The organism is Clostridium sp. Marseille-Q2269 (assembly GCF_943736985.1).
Lineage (GTDB): Bacteria > Bacillota > Clostridia > Clostridiales > Clostridiaceae > Clostridium_F.
The window spans coordinates 1-18,927 of sequence record NZ_CALSFS010000001.1 but is presented as its reverse complement, the minus strand read 5'-3'; the positions used below and the strand labels follow the sequence as shown (position 1 = coordinate 18,927).

Genomic DNA, 18,927 nt, shown 5'->3' with positions numbered 1-18,927 from the left:
CCTAGAAAATATATATCTTCTAAAACATAAAAGGTATTTTTTTTAATGTATTATTATTATAATCATTTAAGGAAACTTTAAATGCTACACCTTTTTTACTGTTTGAAATAGAATATTGGGCCTTATGAGCATCTAAAATCATTTTCACTATATAAAGGCCAAGACCACTTCCACCACTTTTCCTATTTCTAGATTTCTCTATTCTATAAAAAGGTTTAAATATTTCTTTAAATTCATTCTCCTCTATATGAACTCCTGTGTTTTCTACTGTTAACAGAATTTCATGTTTGTTCCTTTGAAGATTTACATAAACTTTTTCATTTTCTCTAGAATGATTAATAGCATTAGTTATTATATTATGTACTACTTTTTTTAATAGTTTATTATCTCCTAAAACTAATAAATACTCTTCTATATTTGTGTTTATTATTATATTCTTTTCTTTGGCTATAAAAGCTGTATTATAAATACACTGCTTAAGTGTTTTACTAAAATTAACCTGTTCTTTTTTAGGTTTGAATCCTTGAGATTCTAGTTTTGAAATTTCTAAAGTTTCTTTCACCATATATTCCATATCATTTATAACTTCAAGATTTCGTCTTAGATATTTATCCCTATCCTTATAAATACCTATATTAGATAACATTCCTTCTATTTGTCCTCTTAAAATAGTTATAGGGGTTTTTAATTCATGTGATATAGTGGCTATAAACTCTCTTCTTTTTTTCTCTATTTCTCTTTCTTTAGCAATATCATCTAATAATTGTTCATTTGCCTTTTGAAGCTCTTCCATGGACACTTTTAAATTATTTGATAAATCATTTAAACTTTTAGAAAGCTCACCTATTTCGTCTTCTCCTTTTATTGTGCACTTTTTACTAAAATCTAATTTAGCCATTTTTTTAGCCACTTCATTTACACTTATTAAAGGTTTAGATATTACCTTAGAATATATCAATCCACCTATAGTAGAAATTAAAACTATAACCAATCCTATGTATGGTATAAGTAAAACTAAAACTTTAGATGCCTCAGATATAGGTTGAAGTGGTGCATTTAAATATAAATTGTAAGTTCCACTGCTATTATTAAATTTTATTTTTCTATAACTTTTATATACTGACCTTGAACTAATTTTCTCTCTATTTTTAAAATGAGGAAGCTCTTCTTTTTTAGGTATAGGTATTGGTCCTTTTTGTGGCACATTAGTAAAATACACAATTTTTCCATCTTCATCTGTTACTAGTATAACAGCATTATTATTAGAAGATATACTTTCCAAATATTCTTCAATATTATTTACATCTAATCTAGGAGAATCAGTAACTAATTTATCTAACTGATTCTCTATATTTATTCTCTTATATTTATAATAATACCTAGGTAAAAACATATAAATTATAGAATAAGTACATATAGAACTTATTACTAATAACAGGGTGGTTACTAGGAATAATTTATATACTATACTTTTTTTAAACCTATTTTTCAATTTTATACCCCACTCCTCTTATAGTTTTTATATAATCCACACTTAGCTTTTGTCTTAGATTTTTAATATGGGTATCTATAACTCGAGTGTCTCCAAAATAATCATATCCCCATATTTTATTTAACAAGGATTCTCGTGAAAAAACTATTCCTATATTACACATGAAAATTTCTAATATTTTAAATTCTTTAAAAGTTAACTCTATTTCCTTATTATTAACTAATGTTTTATAATTAGATGTATCTATTATTATTTCTTCAAATGTTAAATTTGTACTATTTTCTTCTAACCTATTAGATCTTCTAAGTACTACCTCCACTCTCTTTATTAATAAATTTATAGAAAAAGGTTTTGTTATATAATCATCTATATTTAATTCAAATCCTTTAATCTGATCTTCCTCTTCCTCTAAAGCTGTAAGCATTATTATTGGAACATTAGATTCTTTTCTTATAATTTCACATACTACAAATCCATCTATCTTAGGAAGCATTATATCTAAAATTATTAAATCAAATTTATCTTTTCTAAACATTTCAACTGCCATTAATCCATCTGTGGCATCTTCTACTAAATACCCACTTTCCTTTAAAACTTCTCTTATAATAGTTTTTATATCAAAATCGTCCTCTACTACAAGAATTTTTTTTGGCATTCTTATTACACTCCTGACTAAATATATGCTACAAATATAACATTTAAAAATAATGTCACATTTATAGTACTTAATTTATTTTCTATTTATACAACATAAAAAATAGTACATCCTTAAATAAATATAATTTCTTTTATATTTTATATTAATAATAACTTAAAATCTGTGAACATATCTTTAACAATTACTAAATAATTTTTTATGTTATAAGCTCCATACTATTACTTATACATTTCTTATTTATAATTTCTAAATGTAACAATTAATTCTTATTAAAATTTCAATTATTAAATTACATAAAATTCCTATTTAATAAAAAATAATATACTATTCATATTTTATTAAAAAAATTCATGAAAAATTATCCTTTAGGTGTAAAGTAATAAACAATAATTGCGATAATAAACATAAAAAGTAAATTATGATAAAATAGGGGTGAAAAACAGTGAAAAATAAAAAAGTTCTTGCATTTATATCTTGTATAATTATATTTTTTACTATAATTGCATTTTATAAAAATAGTAATTCTAAAAAAGAATCCACTGAGACTAATGTACAAAATGTTGAAACACAAATAAACCCATCTACAAACAATAAAAAAAATCATAGTAATTCTAAAAATAGTAATACGTCTCCAAAAAATGAAAAACAAAACACTGCACAAACTGGAGAAAATGAAGCATCTACTATTATTAAAAATAATAATGTGAAAAACTTAGATAATGTGGCTAATTTAGATAAAATATCTTCGCTAGAAATTATTGATAGTGGAATAGAGAACATAGATAAATTAAGTGGAAAGGATAATATTAAAACTTTAAAGATAGTACATAACAATATAAAAGATTTAAAGGCCATATCCACACTAAAAAATCTAAAAAACTTAGAAATTATAGATTGTAATTTAAATGATTTATCCTTAATTGAACCTTTAAAACAATTGGAAAGATTAGATATAAGTAATAATAAATTAACCAGCTTAAAGGGAATAGAAAATCTAACAAATTTAAAAGAACTCTATACTTCCAATAACAGTATAACTAATTTAGAACCAATTCAGAAATTAACTAAAATAACCAATTTAGATATTAGTGATAATAAGATCAGCAAAATAGATACATTAAAATCCATGAAATATATTAAAGAACTTAATGTATGTAACAACTCCCTAACTCTTTTAAATGGAATAGAAAATATGAGCCATCTTACAGACCTATGGGCAAGTAATAATAAAATAACTAATATCTCTATACTTTCAAATAAAAGTGAAATAGTTAATTTAGCATTAAATAAAAACAAAATATCAGATATATCCGTTATAACTAATCTTAAAAAATTGAAATCTCTCAAACTAGATAAAAATAATATATCAAACTATAAAACATTAAAAGATATATATAAAAATCTAGTTGAACCAGATTTTTCAATATAAATTATAAGGAGGAAAGATAATGAAAAAGAAATTCTTATCTAATCTGGTCTTACCACTTTTAGTGGTAGGTGCCTGTATTCTAGGAACAAACCAAATAAGGGTTAGTGCAGCTCCCATAAAGGATGCCCAAATAAAATTAACCCAACCTGATGGACAAGTTATTCAATGCTATGCATCAGGAGATGAATTTTATAATTTTTTACATGATTCAAAAGGAAGAGCCATAGTTAAAGATGTAAAAACAGGGTATTATGTTTATGGTAAATATGTAAAAAATAAAGTGCAACCTTCTAGAGAAAGAGTAACAAAAGAAAATACTAAAACCTTAAAACAAATTAATACTGATAGCAGAGTTAACATGAAAGATGTAAAGGCTCCACTAGATGATATTGAAAAAGAACGAGAAATGGTTAATGAAAACAACAAAGTAAAAGCTACAAAAAACACTGGAAAACTTAATAATATAGTTATTTTTATAAAATTTAGAGATCAGGATGAAATAACAAGAGATTTTTCTATGTATAACAACCAATTTAATGGGAAAAATCAGGCATCATTAAATAATTATTATAAAGAAGTATCATATAACAAATTAGACGTTAGTACAACTTTTTATCCTAAAGCTAATGGTAATAAAGTTTTAAGTTACACTGATAATCATCCAAGAAGCTATTATACCGACGTTCCTAAAGATGAAGTAGCCGCAAAGGAACAAACTCTACTCAAAAACGCTGTAGATTCTGTTAAAGATCAGATTCCAAAGGATTTGAATGTAGACTCAGATAATGATGGCGCAGTTGATAATGTGTGCTTTATTATAAAAGGTGCAACAACTGGGTGGTCTTCTCTTTTATGGCCTCATAAATGGAATATGTTCTATCACGATGTAAAAATAAATGGTAAAACAATAGATACTTATAATTTCCAATTAGAAGATTTTATAGGTGATAACGGTATTGGAGTTTTAAGTCATGAAATGTTCCATACATTAGGAGCACCTGATCTTTATCATTATAATTATGATGGCAGAGTTGCTGTAGGTCCATGGGATGTAATGGATCAAACTACAAATATTCCACAATCAATGGGTGCCTATATGAAAATGTATTATGGTAAATGGATTAACAATATAAACACCATAAATAAACCTGGAAAATATTCAATAAATTCAATAATCAATGAAAATAATAATAGTTATATAATAAAATCACCAAATTCAAATAAAGAATATTTTGTAGTAGAGTATAGAAAAACACAAGGATTATATGAATCAAATTTACCTGGAGAAGGATTATTAGTTTATAGAATTAATACAGCCCTTCAAGGCAGAGGTAATGCAGAAGGTGGAGATGAGGTATATTTATATAGACCAAACGGAAGTTTATATAATGTTGGAGATATATCTAATGCAAACTTCAACTCTACTAGGACAATCATAGGTTCGAAGAACTTATTCTTATCAGATGGAAGAGACAGTGGAATAAGTTTAAAAAATATTAAAACTATAGGAAATACTGCAAATTTTGATGTAGTTATAAATGGTAAGACTGGTGACACTACTTCTGAAACTGATGATAATAAAGATGGTGATAGTAATAAAAATTTACTATTTGCTTATAGAATTAATTTTGACGATACCAAAACATTATTAAATTCTGCAGATATAACTGGCGAATGTGTTTATGGAAAAAAAATTAATAATGTGGGATTATATATAAATGGCTATAAATACATGGATGCTCAACGTAGTAAATTAAGTAATGCTGAAAATAGATATAAAGGATATGATCTATCACAAGCCGCATTTAAATTTTCTTTAGATTGTTCAAGATGGCAAGAAGCTAATTATCCATATGAAATAAGAGTAAATACAGAAGATGCTCAAAATGTTGTAATTAAAAAAGGCTATTTACGAGTAAGGAAAGAAACTGTTACTAAAGATCTCCCATTCAAAAGCAAATTTAACTTAGGAGATAATGAAGTGGTATACGGTTCTAAAAGTTTAACTGGTGAATGTGTTTATGGACAAGATATAAAAGCAGTTAGATTATATGTAAATGGTTATTATTATACTGATGCAAAAAGATATGCAATAACAGATATAGAAAATACGTATACCGGATACAACTTGTCCAAAGCAGGGTTTAAGTTTGATATGTATTTTTCAAACTGGCAAAATTATGACTACCCTTACAAAGTAGTTGCAGTAGATTCAAGAGGAAATGAAATATTAATCAAAAAAGGATATCTAAAAATAAGAAACTAATATGACATTTTAAATATTATGTATTAGAAAAACAGTGCTAAGAAAATATATTTTAGCACTGTTTTCTTAATACTTTAAATCTACATTTATATTCTTTTCATAAAACTTTCTCTTTATTTCATCTTTTCTTAATTTAATATATATTATTTATAGTAACAATTATTCCTTATGATACATTTTTAATATTCTCTAATAAATACAATTATTTTAAATTCTACTATCTTAAATAATTATGTCCCTATACTATATATTTCATAAGTATAGATTTATTATTCTTGCAAGTATATAATCAATTACCCATTCACCCTACTTTCTAACAATATGAATTAATAAATATATCTTTTTCAAGCTATTATATCAGCTTTCTTTCTACCCTATTTCATAGATCTAATATTTTTTCTAATAAAAACAACTGTATCATCATATTAAATAGTTTAAATAAAATGTCAATTGACTGATTGTTCTAGTTGAATCAATCTTTCTATAGTTCATAATTTATCCCTATTGTCAACATTGCTCATGACTATATCAAATCTTATATATAGTTATATTTTTGAATAATTATTTAAGCATAAGGAAACAATTATTTTATGTACTATATTTATTTGTAAAGGAGTGAAGTGTTTATGAAAAATAAAAGCTTAAATTCACTTCAAGAGAAAATTAACTCTATTAAAAATTTAGTAGGAAATAAAAATGATTTAGTAATAAAAGATATTATAATAAATGAGCCTTCAAATATAGAAGCTTCATTATTATACATAAACGGATTAGTTAATAATGAAACTATAAGCAGAGATATTCTTAAACCTTTAATGCTTAATATAAAAGAAGATTTGAAAACTATGAATAATTTAGAAGAAACTCTTTGTAAAAAATACATATACCTTAGCAATACCCTTATAGAAGAAGATGTAGTTAATGCAGTTTTTCATTTAAAACGTGGTAAAAGTATACTAGTACTGCAAGGTGGTACAAAATTTATAATCTTTGATACTACAGGTGGGGAATATAGAAGCATTTCAGACTCTATTAATGAGGCTTCTATAAGAGGGTCTAGGGAAAGCTTTGTAGAAAAATTAGATACAAATGTAAGTCTTTTAAGAAGACACTTAAAAGATAATAATTTAGTAGAAGAAAAATTAACTATAGGAAGAAAGAGTCAAACAGATTTAGTATTAATGTATGTAGATAATATAGCAGACAAAAATATTGTAGATGATATAAGATCAAAGTTAGAAGCAATAGATGTGGATAACGTTATAGCTAGCGGTTTTTGGGAACAATTTATGGAAAGTAATAGTTATAGTATATTTCCACAAGCTTTTTTTACAGAAAGACCAGATATAGTTCAAGCAAATTTACTAGAAGGTAGAATTGCAGTTATTACCGACGGAACTCCTTTTGTAGCAACAATACCTGCAATATTTTTTGAATTTTTTCAAGCAATTGAAGATTATAATCAAAGAACTATTCTATCTTCCTTTACAAGAATTTTACGATATCTAGCAATTTTTTTGGTTATAACGCTTCCTGCTATATATGTAACTTTTATAAAATTCAACTCTGAATTAATTCCATTTGAGTTTTTGGGTGCTATTATTGAATCTAGGAAAGGAATCGCTTTAACCCCTTTTATGTCTATATTATCTATGAGTATGATTGTAGATTTTTTAAGAGAAGGTGGATTAAGACTACCTTTAAAAATAGCTCAAACCCTAAGCGTTGTTGGTGGTATTATTATAGGTGATGCAGCTATAAAAGCAAAAATAGTAAGTTCTACCACCTTACTTGTGGTAGGTATTTCTACAGTGGCTACTTTTTTAATTCCTAATTATGAAATGGCAGTTTCCATAAGATTAATAAGCTATCCTATGCTATTTTTAGGTAATTTTTTAGGTATGTTTGGAATTGCTATAGGCTGGTTTTTCTTGATAGCCTATCTATGTAGTTTAGAAAGTTATGGAATACCTTATTTTAAAATTCATAAAAGTGATTTAAAGGATATAATTGTAAGGGCTCCTGTAGATAAGTTTAATGAAAGGCCAAAAATTATACCTAATACAAATCCAACTAGACAAAGTAATGTGAGAGACTTGCTTAGGAGGAAGAAAAATGGCAAGTAAAGAAGATAATATTTTAACTGAAAGTCAGCTAACTCTATTACTTATAGGCAGCATAATTAGTGTAGAAACATTAAATTTACCAAATACTTTAGCAAAGGTTGCAAAACAAAACGCTTGGATACCTCCTCTTTTAACAACAATTTATCCACTATATATTCTGTTTATAACTGTTTATATAAGAAAAAAACATCCCAAAGAAGACATTCTAAACTTGAGCAAAAAAATCTATGGTAAATTCTTAGGAAATATATTAAATATTATATTTCTGTTGTTCTTTTTTATATTAGGTACAGAAATAGCTGGAGGAATAAGTAATGTTTTAAGGACTTATATGGTTAATTTTTTAAGTTCTTGGAATATATTAAGTTTATTATTTTTAGTAACTGGTTATATTGCCTATCAAGGAACTAAGCCCATAGGAAGATTAAGTGAAGTATTATTCTATCTTACTTTTATAGTATTCATAATCCCCCTTCTTTCCATGCAGAAAGCTAATATATTAAACCTACAACCATTGTTTGAAGTTAGCATTAAAAATATTGTAACTGGAGTAAAAGATATTATTGAATCCTATGCAGGTGTAGAAATGCTTCTTATATTATACCCTTTTGTAAATGAAGAAGTAAAACTAAAAAAAGTAGGTATTACAAGTATAATTTTTATAACACTTATTTACACATTATACACTGTATCCACCGTATCTTATTTAGGTCCTGATACTGCATCTAAATTTTTGTGGCCTATTATGACCATATCTAAAAGCACAGTAATACCTATAATAAATTCTTTTAGCTTTATATTTTTATCTTTATGGACTATGAGTATGTTTAAATGTATATCTATAAATTATTATCTAGTTGCTCATGGTTTAAACGAAGTTTTTAACAAAATCAGCAGAGAAAATTTTGTAATATTACTATACCCTATAATGATTATGGTATCAAATCTATATGGTAATGTAACCACAAGAAGAATCCTTATAGATAAGATTTTTCTACCTTATGCTATTTTTAACATTATATTTATTTCTATTACAGCTGTATTAATAGCCTTAGGAAAAGGTGATAAGAATGAAACATAAAAAGAAAACAATACTAACAATTGCTTTTATTTTAATTATACTAATAAACTCAATTGGAGAAAGAGGAATTGGACTAGAAGAATTAAATCTTCCTAGCAGTATCGGCAATGACATAGTGGAACAATCTAAAGATGAAGTAATGTACAGTATCCCTCTTAGAGTTTATTTTTCAGAAAGTAAATTACCAAATCAAAGTCAGGTAATCACTTCAAAAGCATCTAGCATAGGAGAAACTAGAGATACAAGACAGCTAATCTCTAATAAAGATTTCATACTTGGACTAGAAGAGTCTACAATAATGAGTGAACAATTTGCTAGGTTTGGAGTAAGACCTCTAATAGATATATTGCTTAATAATCCTTATGTAAATGATAATGCTAAATTGGTAGTTTGTAATGGTAAAGCTCAAGATATCTTAGATTATCAGACAAAACATTTTGATGGGAAAGAAGAATATATAGGTTTACTAATAGAACATTCATATAATTATAATTTTTTCCCTAAAAAATATACCTTAATGGACTTTATTATGGAATCTAGTGAAGAAGGAAAAAATCCAGTTGTTCCTTATATAGATATCGTGGAAAACAAACTAAAAATTACAGGTTTAGCTATTTTTGATAAAACTAAAATGATAACAAAATTAGGAATGGAAGATGTAAAAATACTAAATTTATTAAGAGAAAATAAAGGAAAAGGTATGTTAACCATTCAAAAAAATTCTAAGAAATATATAAATTATTATCCTAGAGCTAAAAGGAAAGTAAAATGTTATAAGGAAGGAAGCAAATATAAATTTGTGATAAACATTTATCTTAAAGGGCCTATTGTATCAAACCAATTGTACAAAAATTTAAATAACGATCCAAAAGTATTAAGACAATTTCAAAATGACATGGAAAAATCCGTAGAAAAGAAGTGTAACAACTTTATAAATAAAATAAAAACCACTTCTCAAGTAGATATGTTGAACTTAGGAAATATAGCTGCTGCTAAATATGGCAGAAGAACAGGTGTAGATTGGAACAAAAAAATACTAGACTCTGAAATCAAAGTTAATGTAAAAGTGAAGGTACACAGTGAAGGTAGAGGAGATTATTTAAATAAAGAATAAACATTTATATTATTAGCTTTAGGAGAAGGTGATAAAAATGAAACGTAAAATTAAAACCCTATTAAGAATATCTTTCATTTTAATTATACTTATAAATTTCATAGGAGAACGGGGCGCTGGGATTGATGAGTTAAATCTTCCCAGTAGCATTGGTTACGACATAATGGAGAAATCAGGAAATGAAGTCATGTATAGTGTTCCTCTTAGAGTTTACTTTTCAGAAAGTAAATCACCTAACGAAAGTAATTTAATAACTTCTGAAGCTATAGATTTGGGAGATACTAGAAATACAAGACAATTAATGGCTAGTAGAGACTTTATATTAGGTTTAGAAGAGTCTTTGGTTATTAGTGAAAAATTTGCTACATTTGGAGTAAGCACTATAATAGATATACTTCTTAATAACCCTGCTGTAAATGATAATGCAAAAATGGTAATCTGTAATGGTAAAGCTGAAGATATTTTACAATATGAAGTAGATCATTTTCATGGAACGGAGGAATATGTAGGTTCATTAGTAGAACACCTATATAATTATAATTTTTTCCCTAAAAAATATACATTAATGGACTTTATTATTAAATCTAGCACTGAGGGAATCAATCCAGTTGTTCCTTATATAGATATTGTGGAAAACAAATTAAAAATCACAGGTCTGGCTATTTTTAACAAAACTAAAATGGTAACAAAATTAGGAATGGAAGATGTAAGATCTCTAAATCTATTAAGAGAAAATAAAGGTAAAGGTATGTTAACTATTCAAAAAAGTTCCAAAGAATATATAAATTATTATCCTAGAGCTGAAAGAAATGTGAAGTGCTATAAAGAAGGCGATAAATATAAATTTGTAATAAATATTTCTCTTAAGGGACCTATAGTCTCCAATGAATTATACAAGGATTTAAATAATAATCCAAAAGTACTAAAGCGCTTTCAAAATGACATGGAAAATCACGTAGAAAAAAAGTGCAATGCCTTTATAAATAAAATGAAAAACACTTCAAAAGTTGATATGTTAAGCTTAGGTAATGTGGCTGCATCCAAATATGGAAGACAAACAGGTATAGATTGGAACAAAAAAGTATTAGATTCTGAAATAAAAGTTAACGTAAAAGTAAAAGTAGACAGTGAAGGTAGAGGAGACTATTAAATAAAAAACTTTATTTAATAAAAAATTAGGAGGATATTTTATGAACAACAGTAAAACTAGTGAATTAACACAATTGCAATTCACTTTAATTTTAATAGGATCCATGCTAGGCATAAGCGTCCTTAGTTTACCAAATTATGTTATACAAATTGCCAAACAAGATGGTTGGATATCTGTTATATTAGGAGCTATATATCCTTTGTATATAATATTCATAGCAAATTATTTATGCAAAAATCATCCAAATGAAAATATACTTGTTTTAAGCAAAAAAATTTTCGGTAATATACTGGGATCTATTTTAAATTTAATTTTTATTTCATACTTTATATTTATAGCCACAAAAGTAGCAACAGACGTATCTAGCATATTGCATATTTATATGGTTCAATTTTTAAATAAATGGACTTTATTAATACTTTTATATATCCTTATAGCTTATACTATATGGCAAGGATTTAAAATATTAGGTAAATTAAATGAAGTTATATTTTTTTTAACTATTATAATATTTTTTATACCCTTAATTGCTCTAAAGGATGCAAATATTATGAATATAAAACCTATATTAGGTACCAACCCATTAAACATAATATTAGCTGCTAAAGAAACCATTTTCTCCTATTCTCTAATAGAAGTAATTCTATTGCTATATCCATTCGCTAAAGATAAGGGAAAAATTAAAAGCTGTGGATTAAAAGCACTGCTTTTTGTAACAACTATTTATGTAGTCTTCACTATTACAGATATACTTTATTTTGGTATAGAAGCCAGTTTACAATTTTTATGGCCAATAGTTACTGTTACAGAAAGCTTAGTTATACCAGTAATAAATTCTTTTAGATTTATATTTATGTCTTTATGGAGCCTAACTATGTTTAAATGTATATACAATTGTTATTTTGTTGCAATTCAAGAACTAAGCCAATTCACAAAGAAAATAAGCAAAAAAGCTATATTATTGTTAACAGTTCCTTTAATGATCTTGATATCATCTTTTTATGGAACTGTAACTAAATCAAATGAAATTTCTAGCAAAATCATGCCCATATTTATAATTTACAATATAATTTTCACTGCTTCAATTGCCCTATTTGTTCGAATAAATCAAAAAAAAGAATAAACAAAGAAATAATAAAACTGAATACAATTAATACACACTTATCATGAATTAACACTAATTCATATATCTATAAATTATAATACATTGTTTTATATTTACATATCGCCATATGATAAATCCTCTATACTAAGTTAAATAAATAAAGCTCAAATATATAAATAATTTTATTACATATAGATTTGAGCTTTATTTATTATTTATATATGTCTATTGGTCACCTATAGTTATTTTATATATTAAAATATTCTATTGTCCTTATAGAAAAATATGCATAAAATAAAGTTGAGTGCAAAAATTTTGAAAGGATTTATTAACTTATGAAATGTGTAAATTTTAATGAGTTTAAATGTGAAAAGAAAACATCTAAAATAAAAAAGAATAAAGTTTGTGCAGAAAAGATTTTTTCTGATGCCTACTATGCCTCAGATATTAAAGAAAAAATCAAACTATATACTATAGGCATAAAACTTAATCCTTATTTTATAGATGCCTACTTTAATAGAGCAGAATTATATAAAAAATTAAAAAAATATAATAAAGCTATAGATGATTATAAAAGAGCCGCCATTGAATTTACAAAAGCTATACACGAAGATCCAAACGATAGTGAAGCCTACCAAAACAGAGCTTTTGCTTACTACAATTTAAAAAGATATTCTCCTTCCATAAAAGACTATAGTAATGCAATTAAGTTAACACCTGAAAACAAAAATATTTATTTAAATAGAGGAACATATATTATAAAATAAAAAAATTTAAACATGCCATACTTGACTATATGAATGCTCTAGATTGTAAAGAAAATAACCCTTCTTTTTATGATGAAATGTATGATAACTGTAATGATAAATTTAATAAAAAAATTATTTCTCTTTCTAGTTTTAAATAACATAATAGGTAAGTAGATAGATTTGTGTAAAAACAAATTTATCTACTTACCCTATTTATGTTATAAATTTTTATATTAATATTATTGAAAAATCTTTTCTAAAATATATATCTATTTCATTATTTTACAAATGTTATTTGTAAATTCTACAGGATCATTTATTGTTAATCCTTCTATAAGTAAAGCTTGATTATATAACAAATCTGTATACAATTTAAGTTTGTCTTTGTCTTCTTCATAAGATTTTTTTAATGATTCAAATACATGATGATTTGTATTTATTTCTAAAACTTTATCCGCTTTTATATTCTCATTATTAGGCATAGCACTTAATACTTTTTCCATATCAATTGAAAGTTCACCTTCATTTGATAAGCATACAGGATGGTTTTTCAATCTCTTAGAAGCTCTAACATCTTTAACTTTTCCTGATAATATGTCTTTCATAGCTTCAAATAACTCTTTATTTTCTTTATCGTCAGCATTAGATGTATTTTCCTTTTCCTCTCCTTCTATGCCTAAGTCACCACTTGATACGGATTTAAATTCTTTATCCTTATATTTCATAAGCATCTTAATAGCAAATTCATCTATATCATCTGTAAAGTATAATACTTCATATCCTTTATCTAATACTCCTTCTATTTGTGGAAGTTTTTCAATTCTTTCATTAGATTCTCCTACAGCGTAATAGATATATTTCTGTTCTTCTGGCATTCTTGAAACATATTCATCTAGAGTAACCATCTTTTTCTCTTTAGATGAATAGAACATTAATAAATCTTGTAATACATCTTTGTTACTTCCAAAATCACTATATACACCATATTTTAATTGTCTTCCAAAGGATTTATAGAATTTTTCGTATTTTTCTCTTTCTTTTTTAAGTAAATTCTCTAGTTCATTTTTAATTTTTGTTTTTATATTTTTTGCAATAAGCTTTAATTGTCTATCATGTTGTAATATTTCTCTAGATATATTAAGAGATAAATCTTCAGAATCTACGATGCCCTTAACAAATCCAAAATAGTCTGGTAATAAATCTCCGCACTTATTCATAATTAAAACACCATTTGAATATAGTTCTAACCCTTTTTCATATTCTTTTGTATAAAAATCATAAGGTATTGTCTCTGGAATAAATAAAATTGAATTGTAGCTTACTACACCATCTACACTAGTATGAATATATTTTATTGGCTTATCAAAACCATAATGCTTTTCAGCATAAAAATTCTCATAATCCTGTTTATTTAATTCATTTTTATTTTTTCTCCAAATAGGAACCATACTATTTATAGTTTCTTCTTCTTTATACTCTTCAATTTCCTCTTTATTATCCTCTTTAGGTTTTGACTTTGTCACATCCATTTTTATTGGATATCTAATGAAGTCAGAGTATTTTTTAATTATAGATTTTAATCTATATTCGTCTAAAAACTCATCATAGTTTTCTTCCTCTGTATTATCTTTAATTTTAATTATAATGTCTGTACCATAAGTTTCTTTTTCACAAGGTTCTATAGTATAACCTTCTGCACCTTTAGAGTGCCATTTATAAGCCTGATCACTACCAAAAGCTTTACTTATAACAGTAACATCATCAGATACTAAAAAAGCTGAATAGAAGCCTACACCAAATTGACCTATTATATCATAGCCTTCTTTTACCTCATTTTCTTTTTTAAATTGCAAAGATCCACTTTTAGCTATAACTCCAAGATTATTATCAAGTTCTTCCTTTGTCATTCCTATACCAGTATCACTTATTTTTAAAATTCTATTTTCCTTATCAGAGATTACTTTAACATAATAATCATCTTTTTCGAATTTTAGAGAATCATCTGTTAGTGTTTTGTAATAAACCTTATCAATAGCATCACTAGCATTAGAAATAAGTTCTCTTAAAAAAATCTCCTTATGAGTATAAATTGAATTAATCATAAGATCTAAAAGTCTTTTAGACTCTGCTTTAAATTGTTTAGTTTCCATATCAGTCTCTCCCTTCAGAATAAAAACTATAAATAAATTTTTACTTATCTACTGTAATGTTATGTAATATTATTGTTAGCACTTTAATACATAGAGTGCTAACTTCTACTTTTTATATAACATATTTAAAGATTTATGTCAATATTTTAAAATAATAATTGACCCTTATTAATGCTTTTAATACGACGAATAATACAATTTATATAAAATTATTTACTTATAACTTTATACATAAAATTACCTATTAATCTTTTAAACATACTTATCTTTACCTCTTTTGAAAAAGGGTAATTTTCTAAACCAGTATTAGTCCAATAATCATAATCTGCAGTTCCTTCTTCATATTTTTCTCTTGCCATAGCTCTCCAAATATTAAACATTACTACAGATTTTATTGAAGGTCTATGCAACTTATTAGACTTTAAATCTAACATAAAACTTTTGGCGGCAGTAATCACTCTATTTTTATTTTTATCTGTTAATTTAACATTTCTATAGGCTATAGGGATAGTTTGTACATGATTGAATCCCCAATAATATAATACATTTCTTATATAATTAGCTGCATCTTTGTGTCCAGCACCTGCTGTGGTAGTTATTACTAGAGCTTTCTTTGTAAAGAATCTTGGTCTATGAAAGTTGTAGGACATATGGTCTATAAAATTTTTTAAAAGTCCTGTAACCTGCATAGAATACACAGGAGAGGTAACTATTAAAGCATCCGATTTTTCTATTTTATCTACTATTTTTGTCATGCTCTCTTTATGAGGACATTTATCTTCTCCTTTAAAAATACAATTGAAACATCCAACGCAATTTATTATATTTTCTTTTGCCAGTTCAATATGTTCAAACTGTATTTGTCCATTTCTCTTCATTTCTTTCTCAGCTATATTTAAAACATCCCATGTATGTCCCCTTCTTGGACTACCATGAATAACCAAACACTTCATACAAAAATTCCTCCATAAAATTTTTGAATCTAATCAATATTTTCTTATAAAAAATCCCCTAAAATAGATGCATAAATACTTCCAGTTATATCTACTTAAGGGGAATATTTGTTATTAATAATTCTTAATTTTAATCTTTTTCTGAGCCCTGTTAAGTTTATTTAAATTGATCGTATAACATATACATCTTCTTTATAATAATCTATATATATCTTCCTTATAATAAAAATCTTCTTTTAATATATTCTCTATAATCTTTATTAATTTTTCTTTATCCTGTGGTAAAGTTCCTCCTAATGCTACATAGTTAGAGGCATGATTGCTTCTAAACACACAATTAGATACATTCATATTTTCTAACATTAACTTTGTTTCTCTCATAATTTCTTCTGGCTTTAATAATGTAATCTCTCCTCTTTTAACCTGCTCTGTCATCTCTGTATCTTCATCTAAAAGAAGAGTTAATAATCCAACATAATCTGGATCCATCAGAGATAGTATTTTTCCCGTTTCTACAGCGTGCTTTTTCCACTTTTCTTTTCCTCCAAGGCCAGATATTACAGTTATAGATGATTTTATACCACTAGCCTTAGTTTTTTTACATGCTTCTACATACTCATCTATAGTAACATCTTTATTTATGTCCTCTAAAATTTCAGCACTGCCACTTTCAAGCCCCATATAAATTATTCCTAACCCTAATTCTCTAAGCTCTTTTAATTCTTCTACAGTCTTTCTTAATACATCTTTAGCTGTAGCATATATACCAACTCTCCTGCAATATGGTTGGGTCTCCTTTATTTTTAATAATATTTTTTTTAAATTTTCTGTTTTTAAACAAAGGGCATCTCCATCAGCTAAAAATACTTTTTCTATTCTTCTATAATATTTTTGACTCTCCTCTAAGTCCTCAAATATATCTTTTAGTTCCCTTACTCTAAATTTCTCGTTTTTATACATAGAACAAAAGCTACATTTATTATGAGAACAACCTATAGTAATCTGTAAAATTAAACTATTGGCTTCACTAGGTGGCCTATATATATTGCCTTCATACCTCATAAACTTCTCAATACCTCCATTTAAAATACTCTAATCTATTCATCAAAATTTTTATCTTTTGTTCTATACTAAAAACTTCACATTCTTTAGTTAATTTTTTATAAAATATCATTTTAATAAGAACTACTTATTAAGAATGGTCTTTTAATTCAATTATATTCTATTATCTTCCTTTGTTCCAATAATTATTTTAGGATAATTCATTTGTATATTATATATTTTTTATTATTTTAGTAACAATTTCTCATTTGTTTTGTTATATACTTATGAACATACATTTTAATTAGGAACCAATAAAACCTACAAAAATTTGTATATTCCATTTAATCACTTCTTTTATAATACTTATTTCTTATAATAAGAAACTATTATTAATTAAAAAGGAGGACTTCTGTAAAATGAACTGATCCCAATTAAATGGACACATCCTTTCTTAACTAAATATTATTTTACTTAGTTCGATTTAATGTGTCCACTACTTTATACTAGCAACAATTCTCTAACATCTCTATTAAAGCATCTTATTTAAATGCGTCTATTGACACAAAAGTTCTAAATATTTAATTAAAGAAAGCCTTTAAAACAAGATATAATTCATGCAACTAAACGTGTGCATAATAACACCATTACCTTAAAAGCATATAATATCTTAGGTGATTAATCACCTAGAATACCTTATTAGGAGGAATTTTTATGGATAGAACTAATAAATGTTATGCCAAAACAACTAATAGTAAATCTATAAATAAATATGAAAACGGTTCACCAAACTTGATATCTGCACTAAGTCGTCGTTACTGTAATAATCCAAGCCTTCCTCTAAAACTACACTGTTGCTGTAGAAGTCCTATTGGACCTACTGGTCCTACTGGTCCTAGTGGTGCTACTGGTGTTACTGGTGCTACTGGGCCTACTGGTGTTACTGGTCCTAGTGGTCCTACTGGAACAACAATTGAAAATTATGCGTATATCTATAATCTATCCGCACAGGTTGTTGCAATAGAAGCTGATATAAACTTTAGCAACAATGGCATCATTGTTGGCCCAATAACCCATGCACCTGGAACAACTTCAATTAGTCTCGGTACTGCTGGAGATTATGCAGTATGGTTTAATGTAGCTGGCGTTGAACCTAACCAGTTTACTCTTTTTCAAAATGGAGGTCCTGTTACTGGAAGTGTTTACGGTTCTGGAGCAGGCACCCAGCCAAATCCAGGTATGGTAATAATTACTGCTGCCACAGGAGACGTTTTAACCTTGAGAAATCACTCAAGTGCGTCAGCTGTAACTTTACAAACACTGAGTGGAGGTACCCAGATTAATTCAAATGCATCTATTCTTATACAAAAACTAAGTAACTAAAAATAATTTTAGAATTAAGCTGTAGAAGTTATTTTATTAGAAGCATTCAAAATTAGCATGCATAATACTAAATATCAAGCTAAAAAGTTGTGGTAAGAATGCTTCTAATTTTAATTATAAAAATCCTGATCAATATTAATCCATTAGCAATATTGGTTAAATGATTAAATTGAGGCTTAGACATTCCATAATTTACATCATTTAAGTAATTGTAAAGTTCATTATTAATG

14 protein-coding genes are annotated in these 18,927 nt (G+C 26.3%); 9 read left to right on the top strand and 5 right to left on the bottom strand.

The genetic code is table 11. The features are described 5' to 3' along the window. Positions 1–19: 19 nt before the first annotated feature. Together NGI68_RS00070 and NGI68_RS00065 are read right to left on the bottom strand one after the other, a co-directional pair. Positions 20–1,492 carry a HAMP domain-containing sensor histidine kinase gene (locus NGI68_RS00070; RefSeq protein ID WP_353505334.1) on the bottom strand — a complete coding sequence of 491 codons (1,473 nt, stop codon included), beginning with the start codon at positions 1,490–1,492 and terminating at the stop codon, positions 20–22. Further along, positions 1,482–2,147: a response regulator transcription factor gene (locus tag NGI68_RS00065; protein ID WP_251859443.1), complete on the bottom strand. Its 666-nt coding sequence runs from the start codon at positions 2,145–2,147 to the stop codon at positions 1,482–1,484. The genes NGI68_RS00070 and NGI68_RS00065 overlap by 11 nt, the downstream gene beginning before the upstream one ends. A gap of 445 nt (positions 2,148–2,592) precedes the next feature. On the opposite strand from NGI68_RS00065, the gene NGI68_RS00060 reads away from it, so the two are divergent. The 8 genes from NGI68_RS00060 (at position 2,593) to NGI68_RS00025 (ending at position 13,188) form a co-directional block, all read left to right on the top strand. After that, the gene (locus tag NGI68_RS00060) at positions 2,593–3,579 is read left to right on the top strand and encodes a leucine-rich repeat domain-containing protein (protein WP_251859442.1); all 987 of its coding nucleotides are present in this window, start codon (positions 2,593–2,595) and stop codon (positions 3,577–3,579) included. A 19-nt stretch (positions 3,580–3,598) separates the two neighbouring features. Beyond that, positions 3,599–5,845: a M6 family metalloprotease domain-containing protein gene (locus NGI68_RS00055; protein WP_251859441.1), complete on the top strand. Its 2,247-nt coding sequence runs from the start codon at positions 3,599–3,601 to the stop codon at positions 5,843–5,845. A gap of 626 nt (positions 5,846–6,471) precedes the next feature. Next, complete coding sequence (locus NGI68_RS00050; protein ID WP_251859440.1) at positions 6,472–7,971, top strand: spore germination protein; 1,500 nt, start codon at positions 6,472–6,474, stop codon at positions 7,969–7,971. Then, complete coding sequence (locus tag NGI68_RS00045) at positions 7,961–9,052, top strand: GerAB/ArcD/ProY family transporter (protein ID WP_251859439.1); 1,092 nt, start codon at positions 7,961–7,963, stop codon at positions 9,050–9,052. The genes NGI68_RS00050 and NGI68_RS00045 overlap by 11 nt, the downstream gene beginning before the upstream one ends. Further along, positions 9,042–10,166: a Ger(x)C family spore germination protein gene (locus NGI68_RS00040; protein WP_251859438.1), complete on the top strand. Its 1,125-nt coding sequence runs from the start codon at positions 9,042–9,044 to the stop codon at positions 10,164–10,166. Before NGI68_RS00045 ends, NGI68_RS00040 begins: the two co-directional genes overlap by 11 nt. Before the next feature lie 37 nt (positions 10,167–10,203). Further along, entirely contained in the window at positions 10,204–11,316 is a 1,113-nt protein-coding gene (locus NGI68_RS00035; RefSeq protein WP_251859437.1) for a Ger(x)C family spore germination protein, read from the top strand. A 40-nt stretch (positions 11,317–11,356) separates the two neighbouring features. Next, the gene (locus tag NGI68_RS00030) at positions 11,357–12,439 is read left to right on the top strand and encodes a GerAB/ArcD/ProY family transporter (RefSeq protein ID WP_251859436.1); all 1,083 of its coding nucleotides are present in this window, start codon (positions 11,357–11,359) and stop codon (positions 12,437–12,439) included. 317 nt (positions 12,440–12,756) lie between these two features. Continuing rightward, positions 12,757–13,188, top strand: a complete 432-nt coding sequence (locus NGI68_RS00025; RefSeq protein WP_251859435.1) for a tetratricopeptide repeat protein — start codon at positions 12,757–12,759, stop codon at positions 13,186–13,188. Positions 13,189–13,439: 251 nt separating this feature from the next. Here the strand turns inward: NGI68_RS00025 and htpG are convergent, their stop codons facing one another. The 3 genes from htpG to NGI68_RS00010 all read right to left on the bottom strand — a co-directional run bounded on the left by htpG (position 13,440) and on the right by NGI68_RS00010 (position 17,335). Next, the gene (htpG, locus tag NGI68_RS00020) at positions 13,440–15,320 is read right to left on the bottom strand and encodes a molecular chaperone HtpG (protein ID WP_251859434.1); all 1,881 of its coding nucleotides are present in this window, start codon (positions 15,318–15,320) and stop codon (positions 13,440–13,442) included. Positions 15,321–15,529: 209 nt separating this feature from the next. Continuing rightward, complete coding sequence (locus NGI68_RS00015; protein ID WP_251859433.1) at positions 15,530–16,273, bottom strand: flavodoxin family protein; 744 nt, start codon at positions 16,271–16,273, stop codon at positions 15,530–15,532. 192 nt (positions 16,274–16,465) lie between these two features. After that, entirely contained in the window at positions 16,466–17,335 is an 870-nt protein-coding gene (locus tag NGI68_RS00010; RefSeq protein ID WP_251859432.1) for a radical SAM protein, read from the bottom strand. A gap of 693 nt (positions 17,336–18,028) precedes the next feature. Here NGI68_RS00010 and NGI68_RS00005 point away from each other — a divergent pair. Next, entirely contained in the window at positions 18,029–18,697 is a 669-nt protein-coding gene (locus NGI68_RS00005; RefSeq protein ID WP_251860202.1) for a collagen-like protein, read from the top strand. Positions 18,698–18,927 lie beyond the last annotated feature (230 nt).